We start from the raw sequence: 16,040 nt of genomic DNA on the forward strand, positions 1-16,040 counted from the left end.
CACCGCACCAGACGCCGCGGGCTGATCCGGCCTGATCCAAAAGACACGCCCTAGCCGAGGACGAGCAGGGTGGCGAGGCCGGGGCCGAAGGCGCCGCCGAGCTGGTAGCTGAGGGCGAACAGGCCGATCGCGGTGGGGCGCTGGGCGTCGGTGGTGGCGGAGGCCGCGTGCACCGAGAGCGTCGCGTTGGCGCCGGTCGCCGTGAACGCCGCCGCACCGGCCGCGATCAGGAGCAGCGGGCCCGAGGTCGCGAGGGCCGCGGTGACGGCCGCCGCCGCGCCCACCGAGATCAGGACGGTGCGGACCGCCGTGCGGCCGATGCGGGCCGAGGCCGCGGCGAGCAGCCAGGACGCGGCGGACGCGACGAGCAGGGTCACCATCTGGCCGGTGCCGATCGCGCCCTTCGACCAGCCCGCGCGGTCCTGCAGGAGGCGCGGCACGGTGAACAGGAGCGTGAAGTACGAGGTGGCGAGGGTGCTGCCGAGCACCGCGGAGATCACGAAGAGCGGGGAGCGCAGCAGCCGGGCCGGTACGAAGCCCTCGGGGCGGCGGCGGATGTGCAGGGCGAGGAGCAGCGCGGAGACCAGGGCGGCGGCGAGGGCCGGGAGCGGCGTGGTGGGCAGCAGGATCAGGGACGTGGCGAGGGCGATGAGCAGTCCGGCGCCGCGGGCGTCGAAGCGGCCCTGGGCGGGCGGCGCCTGCTTCGCGTACCGGGCGACCGCCGGGACCGCGAGGACCGCCAGGGACGACACCGCGAGGGCGAGCCGCCAGGACACCGCGTCGGTGAGCGTCGCACCGAGCAGCGGGCCCGCGGCCCCGAGGACGCCGAAGCCGGAGCTGATCACGCCCATGCGGCGGGCGTTGCCCGCGAGGCTCATGGCGATGGCGACCAGGCCCGCGCCGCCGAGCGACTGCGCCGCGCGGCCGACGAGCGCCACCGGCAGCCAGGGGGCGAGGGCGACGAGCGCGGTGCCGCCGACGACGAGGCCCGAGCTCAGCCGCAGCACCGGGCGCAGGCCGCGCCGCCGCAGCAGTCCGGCGAGCAGCGGGGTGCCCGCAGCCATGGCCCAGGCGAACGCGGTGACCAGCCAGGTCGCGGTGGCCGTCGCGACACCGAGGGAGCGCGCCATGTCCGGCAGGATCAGGACGGGGGCGTTGGCGCCGGCGGCCACGGGGGTGGCGAGCAGTGCCAGCCAGAGGATGGGCACCTGGCCGGAACGGGTGCGGGTGGCCTTGGCGGCGGCGGTGGTGACGGCCGTGGCGCGTGGTGCGGCGGTGGGCGCGGTGGTGGTGGACATGGAACCCCCTGAAGCAAGTGGTGTGCGGCAGCCGGTGGCAGTGGTGGCCGCCGTGCTCCTGTGCGTTGTCTTCGCCTTCGTCTTCTCAAGACTGAAAGTCTCAACGCTAAGATAAAAGCATGAGGGTTCGCTCAACGTCAAGTGTCTTAACATTGAGAAGATGCTCGTTGAGAATGCGAGCATCGGCAGGAACCGACCGGAGTCGGACCAGGGCCGGGCCAGAGCCGGGCCAGGGTCGGAGTCAGAAGGAGAGTGACCGGCATGAGCGACGCCGTGGACGCGATCGTCGAGCAGTGGGAGAAGGAGCGGCCCGAGCTGATCGACGCCTTGTGGCCGGTGCATCTGATCGCCAGGGTGCAGCGCATGAACCGGGTCCTGGACCGCGAGCTGAAGGCGTTCTTCGTCGAGCACGGCGTGGAGAACGGGGAGTTCGACGTCCTGACGACGCTGCGCCGCTCCGGTCCGCCGTACGCCCTGACGGCGGGCGCCTTCCTCAAGGCGGCCATGGTGACCTCCGGCGCGATCACCAACCGGATCGACCGCATGGAGGCCAAGGGCCTGGTCGAGCGGGTCAGGGACGGCGCCGACCGGCGCACCGTCAAGATCCGCCTCACCGACCACGGCAAGGAGCTCACGGACACGCTGATGGCCGAGCACGTGCGCAACTACGCCCGCCTGCTCGACGGGCTCGACCCCGAGGACGTCGCGAGCGCCGCGGGGCTCCTGCGGACCTTCCTGGAGCGGCACGGGGACACGTCGATCACGTAGCCGGGCGGGGGCGGGCTCGTCGGCGGCCCCTGGAGTTCGGCGGGCGGGGCCGAGGGGCGGGCGTGATGCCGGGCCATGGCAAGTGCATGGCAATTCCGTTACGTCCGAACCCGGCCCTTGTGGGATTCCTATGGATCGGTCAATCTTTCGTCGGCGACGGAGAGTTGAACATTGATCAACTCGGCGTAGGCATGGAGCCATTGCCTTGTCATGCCCCTGCCCATGGCTGGTCGTCTCCGCCGCAGCCCCCACCAGCGCACCACCGATTGAGGAGGACCCCTCGGATGGCAGCGATGCGTCACACCCGCCGAAGACTGGCCGGCACGGGCACCCTCGCCCTGACCGCCGCCACGGCCGTCGCCCTCGGAGTCGTATCCGCCCTGCCCGCGAGCGCGCAGCCGCACGCCAAGGAAGGCCGGATCCAGTACGCGGGCGCGCCCGGCGCGGTCGCGAACAGCTACATCGTCACGCTGGACAAGGACGCCGCGAAGGCGGACTCGGCCAAGGGCCGGGCCCTCGCCAAGGAGTACGGCGCCGACATCGAGCGGACGTACAAGAAGGTGCTCAACGGCTACGAGGTGCAGGCCTCCGAGGCCGAGGCGAAGAAGTTCGCCGCGGACCCGGCGGTCACGTCCGTCGTGCAGAACCGCACGTACACCGTCGCCACCACCCAGCCCAACCCGCCGTCCTGGGGCCTGGACCGCATCGACCAGCGCAACCTCCCCCTCGACCAGAAGTACACGTACCCGGACAAGGCCGGCGAGGGCGCCACCGTCTACATCATCGACACCGGCGTCCGCAAGACGCACCAGGACTTCGGCGGCCGCGCCGTCGACGGCTACGACGCCATCGACAACGACAACACCGCGCAGGACGGCCACGGCCACGGCACGCACGTCGCGGGCACCGTCGGCGGCATCGCGCACGGCGTCGCCAAGAAGGCCAGGATCGTCGGCGTGCGCGTGCTCAACAACCAGGGCTCCGGCACCACCGCCCAGGTCGTCGCGGGCATCGACTGGGTGACGCGCAACGCCACCAAGCCCGCCGTCGCCAACATGAGCCTCGGCGGCCCGGCCGACAGCGCGCTCGACACGGCCGTCCGCAACTCCATCGCGGCGGGCATCACCTACGCCGTCGCCGCGGGCAACGAGACCACCAATGCCTCGACGCGCTCGCCCGCGCGCGTCACCGAGGCCATCACCGTCGGCGCCACCACCAACACCGACGCCAAGGCCAGCTACTCCAACTACGGAACGGTCCTCGACCTGTTCGCCCCGGGCTCGGGCATCACGTCGACGTGGAACACCAACGACACGGCGACCAACACCATCTCCGGCACGTCGATGGCCTCGCCGCACGTCGCGGGCGCCGCGGCCCTGTACGTCGCCGAGAACCCGTCAGCCACCCCGGCCCAGGTCTCCCAGGCCCTGGTGGACGCGGCGACCCCGAACGTCGTCGGCAGCCCCGGCACCGGCTCGCCCAACCGCCTGCTGTACGTGGGTGGCGGCGGCACCAACCCGCCGGGACCGAAGTTCGAGAACGGCACGGACTTCGCGATCACCGACAACTCCACCGTCGAGTCGCCGATCGACGTCACCGGCGTCCCGGGCAACGCCCCGGCGACGCTCGGCGTGCCGGTCGCCATCAAGCACACGTACATCGGCGACCTGAAGGTCGAACTCCTCGCCCCCGACGGCACCGCGTACGTCCTCAAGGACTTCGGGGTCGGCGGCAGTTCGGACGACATCAACACCTCGTACTCGGTGAACGCGTCGTCCGAGACGGCCAACGGCACCTGGAAGCTGCGGGTCTCCGACAACGCCGCGCAGGACATCGGGACCCTGGACTCCTGGGGGCTGCAGTTCTGAGTGAGGCGTAACTCCTTCCGCGTACGCGCATGACTGCGTCCGCGGACGTGCATGACCCCGTCCTCGCGGCGTGGCAGCGGGCCCCGGCCCGGCCCGCCGCGAGGACGAGGCGTGCAGAGGGAGGTGAGGCACGGGACGGGACGGGGTGCGGCGTGCCGCCGAGTCAGTGACCTTAAGTCAATTTTGTCCGCTTCTGTGATAGTTCTTCGGTGTGACGTCCGTCTTGACGCCGAGTTCCGCGCCCGCACCGGGACCAGTGACGCCGGACAACCCGCCCAGGGAGCGGGGGCACGCCCCCGCCGACGGCCCCGTCGTGCGGCCCGTCCGCCGCCGCGCCGCCCACGCCACCCGTGCCCTGCTGATCTCCCTCAGCCTCCTGAACGCCGCGCTCACCGTCCTCGTCGTCGCACCCCTGCCGCGCATCCCGTCGCTCGTCGTCGTCGCCGTCGCGGTCACCTCCTGGAGCCTGGTCCTCGTGCCGCCCGCGCTCGCCGGACTCGGCGCCGCCGCCCTCGCCGCACGGCGCCACCCCTGGTGGGCACCCGTCGCGGCGCTCACCGCGTTCGGCGCGCTGGTGTGCGGGACGATGCCGTACGCGGCGGCGTACCGGACGGCGGCCCGGTACGGGCAACCGCTGGGCGTCGGCGCGTACTTGGACGGCGGCGTCAACTACGCCAAGGTGCCCTTCCGGGGGCGCGGCCTCACGTACGCGCGCGTGGGCGGCGAGCGACTGCGGCTCGACCTGTGGGCGCTCCCCAAGCGGCCCGCGGTGCGCCGCCCCGCCGTGATCTGGGTGCACGGCGGCGGCTGGACCAAGGGGCACCGCAGCCAGTCGCCCCGCTGGAACCGGTGGTTCAACGCGCGCGGGTGGTCGGTCTTCGACATCGACTACCGCCTCGCGCCGCGCCACACCCAGCTCGACCAGATCGGTGACGTGCGGTGCGCGGTGGGCTGGGTGCGGCGGCACGCGCGCGTGTACGGCGTCGACCCCGACCGCCTTGTCCTCGCGGGCAGTTCGGCGGGCGGCAACCTCGCTCTCGCCGCCGCGTTCACGCAGGTGCGGGGCGCCGCCCACGGCGGGGGTACGCAGCGTGAGCGGCGCACGGGGCCCGCGTGTGCGGTGCGTGACAGTTCGGTGGCCGGGGTGGTGTCCCTGTACGGGCCGACCGACATGCGGCACCTGATCGAGCGGACCGTGCTGCGCGGCGACTCGGCGATGCCGCGCCTGATGGGTGGTTCGGCGGCCACGGCGCCCGAGCGCTACCGCCTCGGCTCGCCCGCGCGGCTCGTCCACCGCGGCGTGCCGCCCACGCTGCTGCTGCACGGCAGCGCCGACCGGGCGGTGCCGGTGGCGCAGGCCCGCGACCTCGCGCGGCGCCTGGCCGCCGTCGGGGCCGACGCGACGTACGTGGAACTGCCCTGGGCCGACCACTGCTTCGACGTCAACTGGGGCGGCTGGGGGAGTCAGCTCGCGCGGGCGGCCATCGACGGCTTCCTCGACCGCTTCACCGATCGGTCGCCTGTGCGTCAACTCCCCGGGGAAAGGGCTTAGTTGATCGCTATAACGCTTGCAAGGGCGGACGTAAAGCCCCGCGGGCCAGGAAATCATCACTTCGGGTGATTCCTTGGCCTAGGGTTGCGGCCAACAACCGACGGTTGCCACGCTGTTGCTGTCTGTCAACCTGATGGGAGTGGCCAGTGACTTTCGGTGAGCAGCCGGCGTATCTGCGCGTCGCGGGTGATCTCCGCAAGAAGATCACCGATGGTTCGCTGCCTCCGCACACCCGTCTCCCCTCGCAGGCCAGAATCCGCGAGGAGTACGGCGTATCGGACACGGTCGCTCTCGAAGCCCGCAAGGTCCTGATGGCCGAAGGCCTCGTCGAGGGCCGCTCCGGCTCCGGCACGTACGTGCGCGAGCGCCCCGTCCCGCGCCGCATCGCGCGCACGGGATTCCGCGGCCCCGGCGCCTCCTCGCCCTTTCGTCAGGAGCAGGCCGCCGACGGCACCCGCGGCACCTGGGAGTCCCGCAGCGAGCAGGCGGACGCGAGCAGCGCGGTCGCCGAGCGGCTCGGCATCCGCCCGGGCGACCGCGTGATGTGCACGAAGTACGTCTTCCGGGACGCGGGCGAGGCGATGATGCTCTCCACCTCCTGGGAGCCGCTCGCCGTCACCGGCCGCACCCCCGTGATGCTCCCCGAGGAGGGCCCCCTCGGCGGCTGCGGCGTCGTGGACCGCATGGCCGCCATCGACGTGGTCGTGGACAACGTGGCGGAGGAGGTCGGCGCCCGCCCCGGCCTCGCCGAGGAGCTCCTCGCCCTCGGCGGCGTCCCCGGCCACGTGGTCCTCGTCATCCAGCGCACGTACTACGCCTCGGGGCGCCCCGTGGAGACGGCCGACATCGTCGTCCCCGCCGACCGGTACAGAGTCGCCTACCACCTGCCCGTCCGCTGACCCCGCACCGCGAGCGGCGTGATCGCGAGTTAACGCCCGCCCGGCTTCCGTAACACCCGGGCAATGCCGCACCGCACCGCGCCGTCACGCGCGGCTCCTAGCTTCCCCCTGCGTACCCGCAGCCCGGTCGGTCGGAAGACAGGAGCCCTCATGACGGAGACGGACACGGGGATGGCCGCGCGCTCCACCGCGGCCACCGTGGCCACCGATGCCACCGCGACCACCCCGGTCACGGCGGACGGTGCGCCGCCCCGCCGCAGTTACGCCAAGCTCGCCGCCGACGAGAGCCGCGAGGACTACTCGCTGCGCTACGCCCCGCACTCCTTCCGCCGCTGGTCGCCCACCGTGGTCGCGTCCACCGCGCTCGGCGGCATCGCCTACCTCGCCGACTTCGCGATCGGCGCGTCCATCGTCTTCACGTACGGCTTCACCAGCGGACTCGCCTCGATCCTGACCGCCGCCGTGATCATCTTCGGCACCGGCATCCCCATCGCGCGGGCCTGCGCGCGGTACGGCCTGGACATGGACCTGATCACGCGCGGCGCGGGCTTCGGCTACTTCGGCTCGACCCTCACCTCGCTCATCTACGCCTCCTTCACCTTCATCTTCTTCGCCCTCGAAGGCTCGATCATGGCGCAGGCCATGCACCAGGCCGTCGGACTCCCCGTGGAGATCGGCTACTTGGTGACGACCTTGATCGTCATCCCGATCGTCTTCCGCGGCATGGGTGCGCTCGCGAAGGTCCAGGCGTGGACGCAGCCGATCTGGCTGATCGGGCTTGTCCTGCCCTTCCTCGTCCTCGCCTTCGAAGCCCCGGACGCCTGGGGCGCCTTCGGCTCCTTCGAGGGGACCGAGGGCGCGGGGTCCGGCTTCTCCTGGATCGGCTTCGGGCTCGGTACGGGCGTCGCGCTCTCCCTCATCGCCCAGATCGGCGAACAGGCCGACTATCTGCGCTTCATGCCCGCAAGGACCGAGGAGAACCGGCGGCGCTGGAATCTGGCCGTTCTCGCGGCCGGGCCCGGCTGGGTGATCATCGGCGCCGCCAAGCAACTGGGTGGCGCGTTCCTGGCCTTCGTCGCCCTCGAAGCCGTCGGCAAGACGCACGCCCTGGAGCCCGTCGCCCCGCAGATCGAGGCGCTGCGCCCCTGGCTCCGCTCCTTCGCGCTGCCCGCCGCGGCCGTCTTCGTGATCGTCTCCCAGATCAAGATCAATGTGACCAACGCGTACAGCGGCTCGCTGTCCTGGTCGAACTTCTTCTCCCGCGTCACCCACCGCCACCCGGGCCGGGTCTGGTACATCTTCCTCAACCTCGCCATCGCGCTGACGCTGATGGAGATGAACATGTTCGCGGCCCTCAACAAGCTGCTCGGCTTCTACGCGAACGTGGGCATCGCGTGGATCGTGGCGGTGGCGGCGGACCTCGTCATCAACAAGCGGGTGGGGCTGAGCCCGCCGTACATCGAGTTCAAGCGGGCGTATCTGTACGCGGTGAACCCGGCGGGATTCGGCGCGATGGTGCTGGCCTCGACAGTGTCGATCCTGGCGTTCTTCGGCCTGTTCGGCCGGTACGCGGAGGCGTTCTCGACCTTCATCGCGGCCGGACTCGCCCTGGTGCTCTGCCCGTTGATCGCGTGGGCGACGCGGGGGCGGTACTACCTGGCGCGGCCGAATCCGGTGAACGGGCCGCACGTCGAGGTCGCCGACGTCACGGCCACCCACACCTGCGCGGTGTGCGAGACCGCGTACGAACTCCCCGACATCGCCGACTGTCCCGCCCACTCCGGGCCCATCTGCTCGCTGTGCTGCTCGCTCGACGCGCACTGCGGAGACGTCTGCCGCAGGTCGCCCTCGGTGGCACCCGTGCTGCTGCCGGTGCCGACCGTGCCGGGGGCGCTCGCGTCCGGGGCGCCGGGGTCAACAGGGCGTAAAGGGGGCTGAGTTCGGGCTTGTCACGGCCGGTGCCCGGCTGTCGAAGGGGGCGCACCCATCGGGGTGCGCCCCCTTCGCGCTGGCCGATTGCGTATCTCTTTGTGCAAAGTCGTATCCGCTGTGTAAAGGTCGGGCGTAAGCTCGGGCATATGCGGATTGCGGTTTCCTTACTGATCGAGGCGTGGGGTGCGCCGGGGGCGGGGAGCGGAGGGACGGCATGAACGACGGGACGGTCATTCTTCCCTGGCTCGTGATACGGCAGGACGACAACGGCAACCGCTACCGTGTCGGAAGGTACGCGACCAAGGCCGAGGCCCAGAAGATCGCCGACAGCCTCGACGACCGCGGTCATCAGCAGCTCTACTGGGTCGAGAGGCTGAAGCAGAACGGCGGTCGGTGAACGCCGTAAGCTCCGGCGCATGACTGAGCGGATCGTGGTGGTCGCCGCCGCCCTGTACGACGACCGGGGCCGGCTCCTCGCCGCGCGCCGCAGCGCGCCTTTGGAGCTCGCGGGGCGCTGGGAGCTGCCCGGCGGCAAGGTCGAGCCCGGCGAGCGGGACGAGGATGCGCTGGTCCGGGAGCTGAAGGAGGAGCTCGGCGTCGACGCCGAGCCGGTTGCGCGGGTGCCGGGGGAGTTTCCGCTCGGGCGCGGGTACGTGATGCGGGTGTGGCGGGTCCGGCTTGTCGCGGGGGAGGTGCGGGCTCTTCAGGATCACGATGCGGTGCGGTGGCTGGAGCCTGATGAGGTGTGGGGGGTGGATTGGCTGGCGGGGGATGTGCCGGCGGTCCGTGCGCTCGCCGTCTAGCGGGTTCCTTTCCCGCCCGCCCGCCCGTTTCCAGTTGTCCTCGGGGTGAACGCCCCTGGCGGGGGCCGCGCGCCGTCGGCGACTGCGGGTCTTCGCGGTCATCGCCGGGCTGACTGTCCGTCCGGTGTGCCGCGACGTTCGCCCCCGCGGGTGGGCGGGTAGCTTCCGCGTCGCATCCGCCCCGGGGCTGGGGGAAGCGAATGGGGTGGGCGGGCGGGGTGGATCCCGCCGCGGAGCGGCGGGGCGGGGGCGTGTCCGACCTGGAGCGGGCGGTGGGCGGTGCGCCGCGGTCGTGGGCGGGTGCGGGCCGGTGGGGGGTTTCCGCCGCTACCGCGGCGGTTTGTTTCCCACCCGCCCGCCCGTTTCTGCCCTGCCAGGGGGTGGGCGCTCCTCGTGGGGGCTGGGTGCCGTCGGCGGGTGCGGCCGGGGCGGTTGGTGGTGGGCGGGGCGTGACGGATGGTTGGGGGCGGCCGCGCCAGAGGACGCGCGCGCCTCGTACGCCGTTCGTGCCACAGTGCCACCTCGGACGCGGTAATTCCCCCGGGATATCGGGTATGTGCCCATTAACCCCATGAAACCGGACACTGGTCCGCCTCCGGGCTTGGAAGTGATCGGCGTGATCGACACCGAAGGCGACTGCGCCGAGTGGGACTTTCCCGCGGACCCGGGAGCCGTACGCACGGCCCGGGCCGTCGTCCGCAGACAACTCGGCGACTGGGACCTCGCCCCCCTCGGCGATGTCGCCGTGCTGCTGGTCAGCGAGCTGGTGACCAACTCGCTGCGCTATGCGTCGGGCCCCATCGTCGTACGCCTCGTACGCCCCACGGGCCCCCTCGGCACCCTGCTCGTCGAGGTCTCCGACCCCGTGCCCGACCCGCCGCGGGAGCGCACCGCAGCCCCCGACGACGAGGGCGGCCGCGGCATCCAGCTCGTCGCCAGGTCGTCGCGGCGCTGGGGCACGCGTCCGGGGCGGACGGGGACGCAGGGGAAGACGGTGTGGTTCGAGCTGGCGCTGCCCGGTTAGAAGACAGGGAGCGTCGGTACGTACAAGTGCACGGACCAGGCGCAAGGCGGTCACGGGCCAAAAAGGGTTGAGTCCGTGCTGTGATCGTGAACGGCGTGTGGCGCGGCCCCGTAGTGCTGGATACTGCGGGCAGCCACATCCGGTGACCGGTGCCGGATGCGGTGAGCTGGAGGGGACGGTTCGCGTGAGCGAGATACCAGCGAAGGCGACGGGTTCGACGCGGCCGACGGCACGGGCGGGGCATCCGGCTCCGCCGGAGCAGGCCGGAACCACGGAGCCCGCGGCGGGCGGCGGCACAGTGCGTGTCACCGCAGGTGGCGGCGTGGACCACGGCCCCGGGGACGCCGCAGGCGAGGACGCGTCCGCTCCCGCGGACGGCCGCGCCCACGGCGGCGCCGGCCACGGCGGCGCGGACGACGGTGACGGCGGTGACGGCGGTGCGGGCGACGGCCCGGGCGGCCCGGGCGAGGGAGCCGGAGAGGACGCGGTGCGCGGCGCGCGTACGAGTGACAGCGGTGGCGTAGAAGCTGACGCGACCGGAACGGTAGGCGCCGGTGGGGCGCGTGGCGTAGCCGGTGCCCGTGACGACGTCGACGCGCGTCACCGCGGCGCGGGCGGGGCGCCCCCGCGCGTCGACGACCGGGGCCCCACACAGGACGACATCGTCTGGCAGAGCAGCCCGCCGGGGTCCCTCTACGACTACATCAAGGTGGCGTCGTTCTCGATCGGGCCCGACGGGCTCGTCGACCAGTGGAGCGGCCGCGCCGAGCGGCTGTTCGGCGTGAGCGCGCGGGACGCCGTCGGCAAGGACCCGATCGACGCGTTCGTCCCCGCCGAGCTGCGTCCGCGCGGCCGCCGCAAGATGGCCGAGATCCTCGACGGACGGGAGTGGACCGGCTCGGTCCCCTTCCGGATGCCCGCGACCGGCGGCGGACTCAGGGACGGCTACGGCGACCTGCAGGAGGGCGGCGCCGGGATCCGCGAGGGCGTCGCCGAGGTCTACGTCATGCCCGCCACCACGGCGGACGGCGACCGCTCCGCCGTGTGCATCGTCGTCGACGTACGCGCCCTGCGGCAGATCGAGACGGACCTCGCCGCCTCACAGGCCATTTTCGGTCAATCTCCGTTCGGTTTCCTGCTGTTCGGCACCGACCTCAAGGTGCAGCGCGCCAACCGCCGCTTCGCGGCCGTCTTCGGCGGCGCCGTCGACGACCACCGCGGCCGCACCGTGCACGACTATCTGCCGCAGGGCGAGGCCGACCGCATGCAGGCCGCCCTGCGCCGGGTCCTCGAGACCGGCGAGGCCGTCACCGACATGCAGATCGTCGGGCCCGTCCCCGGCGGCGGCGAGCGCCGCCACTGGTCGATCAACCTCTACCGCGTGCACAGCGGTTCGGGCCGCCCCATCGGCATCGCCGGCCTCGGCAACGACGTCACCAGCCGGCACGCCGCCGCCCGCGAGGCCGCCCACGCCCGCCGCAACCTCGCCCTCCTGAACGAGGCCGGCGCCCGCATCGGCAACTCCCTCGACCTGGAGACCACCGCCCGCGAACTGCTCAACGTCACCGTCCCCGGCTTCTGCGACCTCGCCTCCGTCGACCTCTACCAGGGCCTGCTCGACGGCGACGAGACCGTGCACGTCCGGCAGAGCCTCGCCGACGGCAGCGCCGAGCTGCGCCGCGTCGCCTTCGCGAGCGCCGTCTCCGACGCGCCGTTCCCCGACGGCACCGGACCCGTCGACGTCGGCTCCGTGCACCGCTTCGCCTTCAACTCGCCCTGCGCGGACGCCCTGCGCACCGCCCGGCCCCGCCTGATCGCCGCCGACGACGGCAGCGGGCCCGCCCGGCGCCTCACCAGCGGGCTCATCCAGTCGACGCTCGCCGTGCCGATGGTCGCGCACGACACCGTCGTGGGCCTCGCCCAGTTCTCCCGCACCAAGGGCAGCGAACCCTTCGGCGAGCGCGACCGCGCCCTCGCCGTGGAACTCGCCGCGCGCGCCGCCGTCTGCATCGACAACGCCCGCCTCTACCGCCGCGAGCACGAGCGCGCCCTGATACTGCAACGGTCCCTGCTCCCGCCCGGCGACCCCGAGGCGGCCGGGCTCGACATCGCCTGCCGCTATCTGCCGGGCAACGCGGCCACCGAGGTCGGCGGCGACTGGTTCGACGTCATCGAGCTGCCGGGACACCGCACCGCCCTCGTCGTCGGCGACGTCATGGGCCGCGGCCTGCGCGCCGCCGTCGCCATGGGCGAACTGCGCTCCGCCGTCCGCACCCTCGCGCTGCTCGACCTGGAGCCCGCCGAGGTGCTCTCCGCGCTCGACGAGATCGCCCGCGGCCTCGGCAACCCCGCGGGCCCGCGCGGCGCCGCCCGCGCCACGCGCGCATCGGCCCGCAGCACCGCGCCCGACGACCTCGCCGAGGTGTACCTGGCGACCTGCGTGTACGCCGTGTACGACGCCGTCACCCGCCGCGTCACCTTCGCCAACGCGGGCCATCTGCCGCCCGTCCTCGTCGAACCCGGCGAACCCGCGCTCATGCTCGACGTGCCCCCCGGCATGCCGCTCGGCGTCGGCGGCGAGCCCTTCGAGGAGGTCGACGTGGACCTGCCGGAGGGCGCCCTGCTCGCCCTCTATACGGACGGCCTCGTCGAATCCCGCGACCACCCCCTGGACGAGGGCCTGAACGCGTTCGTCCGGGCGCTGAACGACCCCGGCGAGGCCCTCGAGGACGTCTGCGACCACGTCCTCAACACCCTCGACACCCACCACGGCGAGGACGACATCGCGCTGCTCCTGGCCCGCGTGCAGGGCCTGCCCGCCGAGGCCGTCGGCGACTGGACGCTGCCGCGCGAGCCCCAGTCGGTGGGCCGCGCCCGCGAGCTGGCCTGCGCCCGGCTGCGCGAGTGGGACCTCGACGCGCTCGTCGACACCGCCGAACTCCTCGTCAGCGAACTCGTCACCAACGCCCTGCGCTACGGCGAGGGCGAGATCAGGCTCCGCCTCCTGCTCGACCGCACCCTGGTCTGCGAGGTCTGGGACACGGGCCTGGTCCAGCCGCGTCGCCGCCGCGCCCGGGACACCGACGAGGGCGGCCGCGGCCTGCAGCTCGTCGACCTCCTCAGCGAGTCCTGGGGCTCACGCCGCACCCCCCGCGGCAAGACCGTCTGGTTCGAACTGGCCCTGCCGGACGGCGACTCACCACCGATGGACGCGGCCGAGGCGCTGATGAGTCTGTTCTGACAGTTCCGCTGTTCTGACCGTTCCGGTTGTTCCGGTTGTTCCGGTTGCTCCGGCTGTTCCGCCGTTCTGGCTGTTCCGCCGTTCCGGCTGTTCTGGCGGCGGCGAGTCGACGGTGGATACGGGGCGGGCAGGCGGGGAACCCCGCCGCGCATCGGCGGGACCCCGGCCCCCCGGCAGACCAGCCGCGCTCACGTCGTCGCCTTGATCGCGGCAAGCCGCGCCTCCACCTCCGCCGCCTCCGCCAGGCTCTCGCCGTGCTCGAACTCCGCCACGAGCACCGGGCCGCCGGGCTCGTCCCCCCGCTCCACCACCTCCGCGAACCACCCCACCTCGTCCGTCGGCTCCAGCGAACCAACGCCCCGCGCCCCGCCCGGCAGGGCCCGCGCACGGGCCACCAACTGGTCCCGCCGCGACTGCAGTTCCGTCAGCTTGATCTTCACCGAGTCGAGGCCGTCCTTGAGGCGCCCGGCGACGCCGGTCTGCGCGGCGATCACCGACTCCAGGCCGCTCGCCGCCCGCTCGGACCGCAACTGCCGCCCCAGCGCCGCCTTGGCGAGCCGGTCGAACCGGTCCGCCTTCTCGTCCCTCCCCTCCCTCCGCAGCCCGTCGGCCCTCCTGCTGACGGCGCGTGCCTGGGCACCCCACGCCGCGGCCGTCTCCTGGTCCTCCCGGTGGTCCTGCTCAAGGAGCCGCAGGTCGGTGCGGGCCGCGGCGACGGCCTGCTCCGCTTCCAGGATCGTGCCGGTGCACTCCGCCACCAGCTGCTCCAGCGCCTTCCGCGGATCCGCCGCCCGGTCCAGGACGGCGTGCAGGTCCACTCCGGCGAGCCGGAACACGCGCCCGAGGATCGTCTGCCTGGTCATGCCTGTGCTCCTTGTCCGGGTCGCCCCAGTCGCACGAGCCGCTCACGCGTACGGGGCCCGCCGAACGCTGCGGGCCCACCACCCCCACCCCCACCCCCACCCCCACCCCCGCCCCCGCCCCCGCCCCCGCCCCCGACGAGAATCCCACCCACCACCGCACCGCCCACACCGCTCCCGGGGACGCCGCGCTCGTGCGGATTGCCGTACGCGCGGACGTCCCGCTCGGCCAGCGCCCGCGCCTCCCGGCCGAGCGCCCCGGCCCGCCGGGCGTCGCCGAGGGCGGCGGCGAGCCGTGTCCGGGCCGCCCCTCCGCGCCCGCGCCCCTCCGCGCCCTGCGCCCGCTCAAGGCACCGCTCCGCCTCCGCGAGCCGCGTGCGCGCCGCGCAGCCCACCGCGCCCCGATGCGTCGTGACGTGGTCGGCGGCAGCCGCGACGGCACCGCGCGCGGCCAACAGCGCCCGGTCACACAGCACACGGGCACGCTCATCCGCCCCGGCGAGCCCGCCCGCCTCGTCGGCGAAGCGCCGCTCATCCGCACCGTCGTCCCCGTGCACCCCCGCAAGCGCCTCGCCGAGCGCCGCGTCGGCCTCCACCACGCGCCGCAGCGCGTCGACCGGGTCGTACGCCCCCGCCGCCAGCTCCCGCCTTACGTCCGCCACGACGTGCTCCGCCCGGACCAGCCGCCCCCGCAGACCGGCCGGAGCCGCACCCTCACCCCCGTCCGCCAACACCCCGCGCGCGGCGGCCACATCGGCGTCCGCCGCATCGAGCGCGTCCGGCACCTGCCGGTCGGCCTCGGCGAGTTCACCGGCAAGCCGGGTCACGGCGTCGACGAACGTGCCCGCCTGGTCGACGGCTCCCTCGGCCGCCCGCAGATGGACGGCGGCCCGGTCGTGGTCGAGGGCGTCGACGGCCTGGCGGGCCTGGTTCAGCCGGGTCGTGGCGAACACGAGCCGGTCCTTGGCCTGCTCGACGTTGCCGAGGACCACGTCGGACGCAGCGTGCGCGTACCGGGAACGCAGCTCCTTGAGCAGCCCGTCCGCCTCCATGGTGCGGGCGTTGACCTGCCGGAACAGCGTCTCCGCGTGCTCCACGGCACCCGGCGCGTTCCGTTCGAGGGAGCGCAGCTCGTCGAAGGCCGGGGCCTCCGCGTCCAGGCGCCGCCCCGCCTCCGCGCAGCGCGCAACGATCTCGTCGAGCAGGCGCCGCCGCGCCGCGTCGTCGTCCCGGTGGTCATCGTCCCCCCGATCGTCGTCGTCCAGCTGCTGCCGCAGCCGGAAGGCCGTCGTCAGCTCCTCCCGCGCGTACGCCACGGCGTCCCCGCTCGACCGCACCGCGTCCGCGCCGAGCTGGGCGGTGGCGAACCTCAGCTCCTCGGCGCTGGTGCGCACGGCGTCATCGGTCCCGACCAGGAGCCGACGGGCCTCCGCGTCGAGCTCGGCCGGCGGAGGGTGCCCGTCGCCGCCGTGGCCCCCGCCGGGCGTCGTCCGTGTGGTGAAGCGTCGTCGGCGGCGCGTGTACGCGACCGAGGCGAAGGCCAGCGCGGCGCCCACGGCGACGACGGGCAGCACCAGGTCACCCGCCACCCCGTCATCCCCCTCCGGGCCGGCCGCGGTCGAGGTGACCGTCGGCCAGGGCCGCTCCCCGGGGACAGGGCCCGCGGCGTACGCCGTCGGCGCCGCTCCCGGGAGCCAGCACCCGAGAAGCAGCGCGGCGGCCACGGCCCGCGCGGACGTGCGGGACCGGGTGGACGAGGTCACACCTGGCAGCGTAGGGCGGACCTCCGGGCCTC

12 protein-coding genes are annotated in these 16,040 nt (G+C 73.4%); 9 read left to right on the forward strand and 3 right to left on the reverse strand.

The genetic code is table 11. The annotated features are described in order from the left end of the window. Positions 1–50: 50 nt before the first annotated feature. Positions 51–1,298 carry an MFS transporter gene (locus ACFWZ5_RS24050; RefSeq protein WP_384798968.1) on the reverse strand — a complete coding sequence of 416 codons (1,248 nt, stop codon included), beginning with the start codon at positions 1,296–1,298 and terminating at the stop codon, positions 51–53. A 261-nt stretch (positions 1,299–1,559) separates the two neighbouring features. Here ACFWZ5_RS24050 and ACFWZ5_RS24055 point away from each other — a divergent pair, with 261 nt between their 5' ends. The 9 genes from ACFWZ5_RS24055 (at position 1,560) to ACFWZ5_RS24095 (ending at position 13,385) form a co-directional block, all read left to right on the forward strand. Next, the gene (locus ACFWZ5_RS24055; protein ID WP_384798972.1) at positions 1,560–2,066 is read left to right on the forward strand and encodes a MarR family winged helix-turn-helix transcriptional regulator; all 507 of its coding nucleotides are present in this window, start codon (positions 1,560–1,562) and stop codon (positions 2,064–2,066) included. A gap of 284 nt (positions 2,067–2,350) precedes the next feature. Beyond that, positions 2,351–3,934, forward strand: a complete 1,584-nt coding sequence (locus tag ACFWZ5_RS24060) for a S8 family serine peptidase (RefSeq protein ID WP_384798975.1) — start codon at positions 2,351–2,353, stop codon at positions 3,932–3,934. A 211-nt stretch (positions 3,935–4,145) separates the two neighbouring features. Further along, the gene (locus tag ACFWZ5_RS24065) at positions 4,146–5,486 is read left to right on the forward strand and encodes an alpha/beta hydrolase (protein ID WP_384798978.1); all 1,341 of its coding nucleotides are present in this window, start codon (positions 4,146–4,148) and stop codon (positions 5,484–5,486) included. Between the two features lie 146 nt (positions 5,487–5,632). Next, positions 5,633–6,385, forward strand: coding sequence for a GntR family transcriptional regulator (locus tag ACFWZ5_RS24070; protein WP_384798981.1), 753 nt, complete (start codon positions 5,633–5,635; stop codon positions 6,383–6,385). Positions 6,386–6,535: 150 nt separating this feature from the next. Then, complete coding sequence (locus ACFWZ5_RS24075; protein ID WP_384798984.1) at positions 6,536–8,323, forward strand: purine-cytosine permease family protein; 1,788 nt, start codon at positions 6,536–6,538, stop codon at positions 8,321–8,323. 208 nt (positions 8,324–8,531) lie between these two features. Then, positions 8,532–8,714, forward strand: coding sequence for an SPOR domain-containing protein (locus ACFWZ5_RS24080; RefSeq protein WP_384798987.1), 183 nt, complete (start codon positions 8,532–8,534; stop codon positions 8,712–8,714). Between the two features lie 19 nt (positions 8,715–8,733). Then, positions 8,734–9,120 (forward strand): (deoxy)nucleoside triphosphate pyrophosphohydrolase, encoded by a 387-nt coding sequence (locus ACFWZ5_RS24085; protein WP_384798990.1) that lies wholly within the window; start codon positions 8,734–8,736, stop codon positions 9,118–9,120. Between the two features lie 607 nt (positions 9,121–9,727). Further along, complete coding sequence (locus ACFWZ5_RS24090; RefSeq protein WP_384799015.1) at positions 9,728–10,144, forward strand: ATP-binding protein; 417 nt, start codon at positions 9,728–9,730, stop codon at positions 10,142–10,144. Between the two features lie 142 nt (positions 10,145–10,286). Then, entirely contained in the window at positions 10,287–13,385 is a 3,099-nt protein-coding gene (locus ACFWZ5_RS24095; RefSeq protein WP_384891268.1) for a SpoIIE family protein phosphatase, read from the forward strand. 188 nt (positions 13,386–13,573) lie between these two features. On the opposite strand, the gene ACFWZ5_RS24100 is transcribed toward ACFWZ5_RS24095, so the two are convergent. Both ACFWZ5_RS24100 and ACFWZ5_RS24105 read right to left on the reverse strand, forming a co-directional pair. Next, a complete protein-coding gene (locus tag ACFWZ5_RS24100; RefSeq protein ID WP_384798993.1) occupies positions 13,574–14,248 on the reverse strand; it encodes a PspA/IM30 family protein in 675 nt (224 codons plus the stop codon). After that, positions 14,245–16,008, reverse strand: coding sequence for a TPM domain-containing protein (locus tag ACFWZ5_RS24105; protein ID WP_384891271.1), 1,764 nt, complete (start codon positions 16,006–16,008; stop codon positions 14,245–14,247). The genes ACFWZ5_RS24100 and ACFWZ5_RS24105 overlap by 4 nt, the downstream gene beginning before the upstream one ends. Positions 16,009–16,040 lie beyond the last annotated feature (32 nt).

Origin of the sequence: Streptomyces sp. NPDC059003, assembly GCF_042740445.1 — a bacterium.
In the GTDB taxonomy this organism is placed as follows: domain Bacteria; phylum Actinomycetota; class Actinomycetes; order Streptomycetales; family Streptomycetaceae; genus Streptomyces.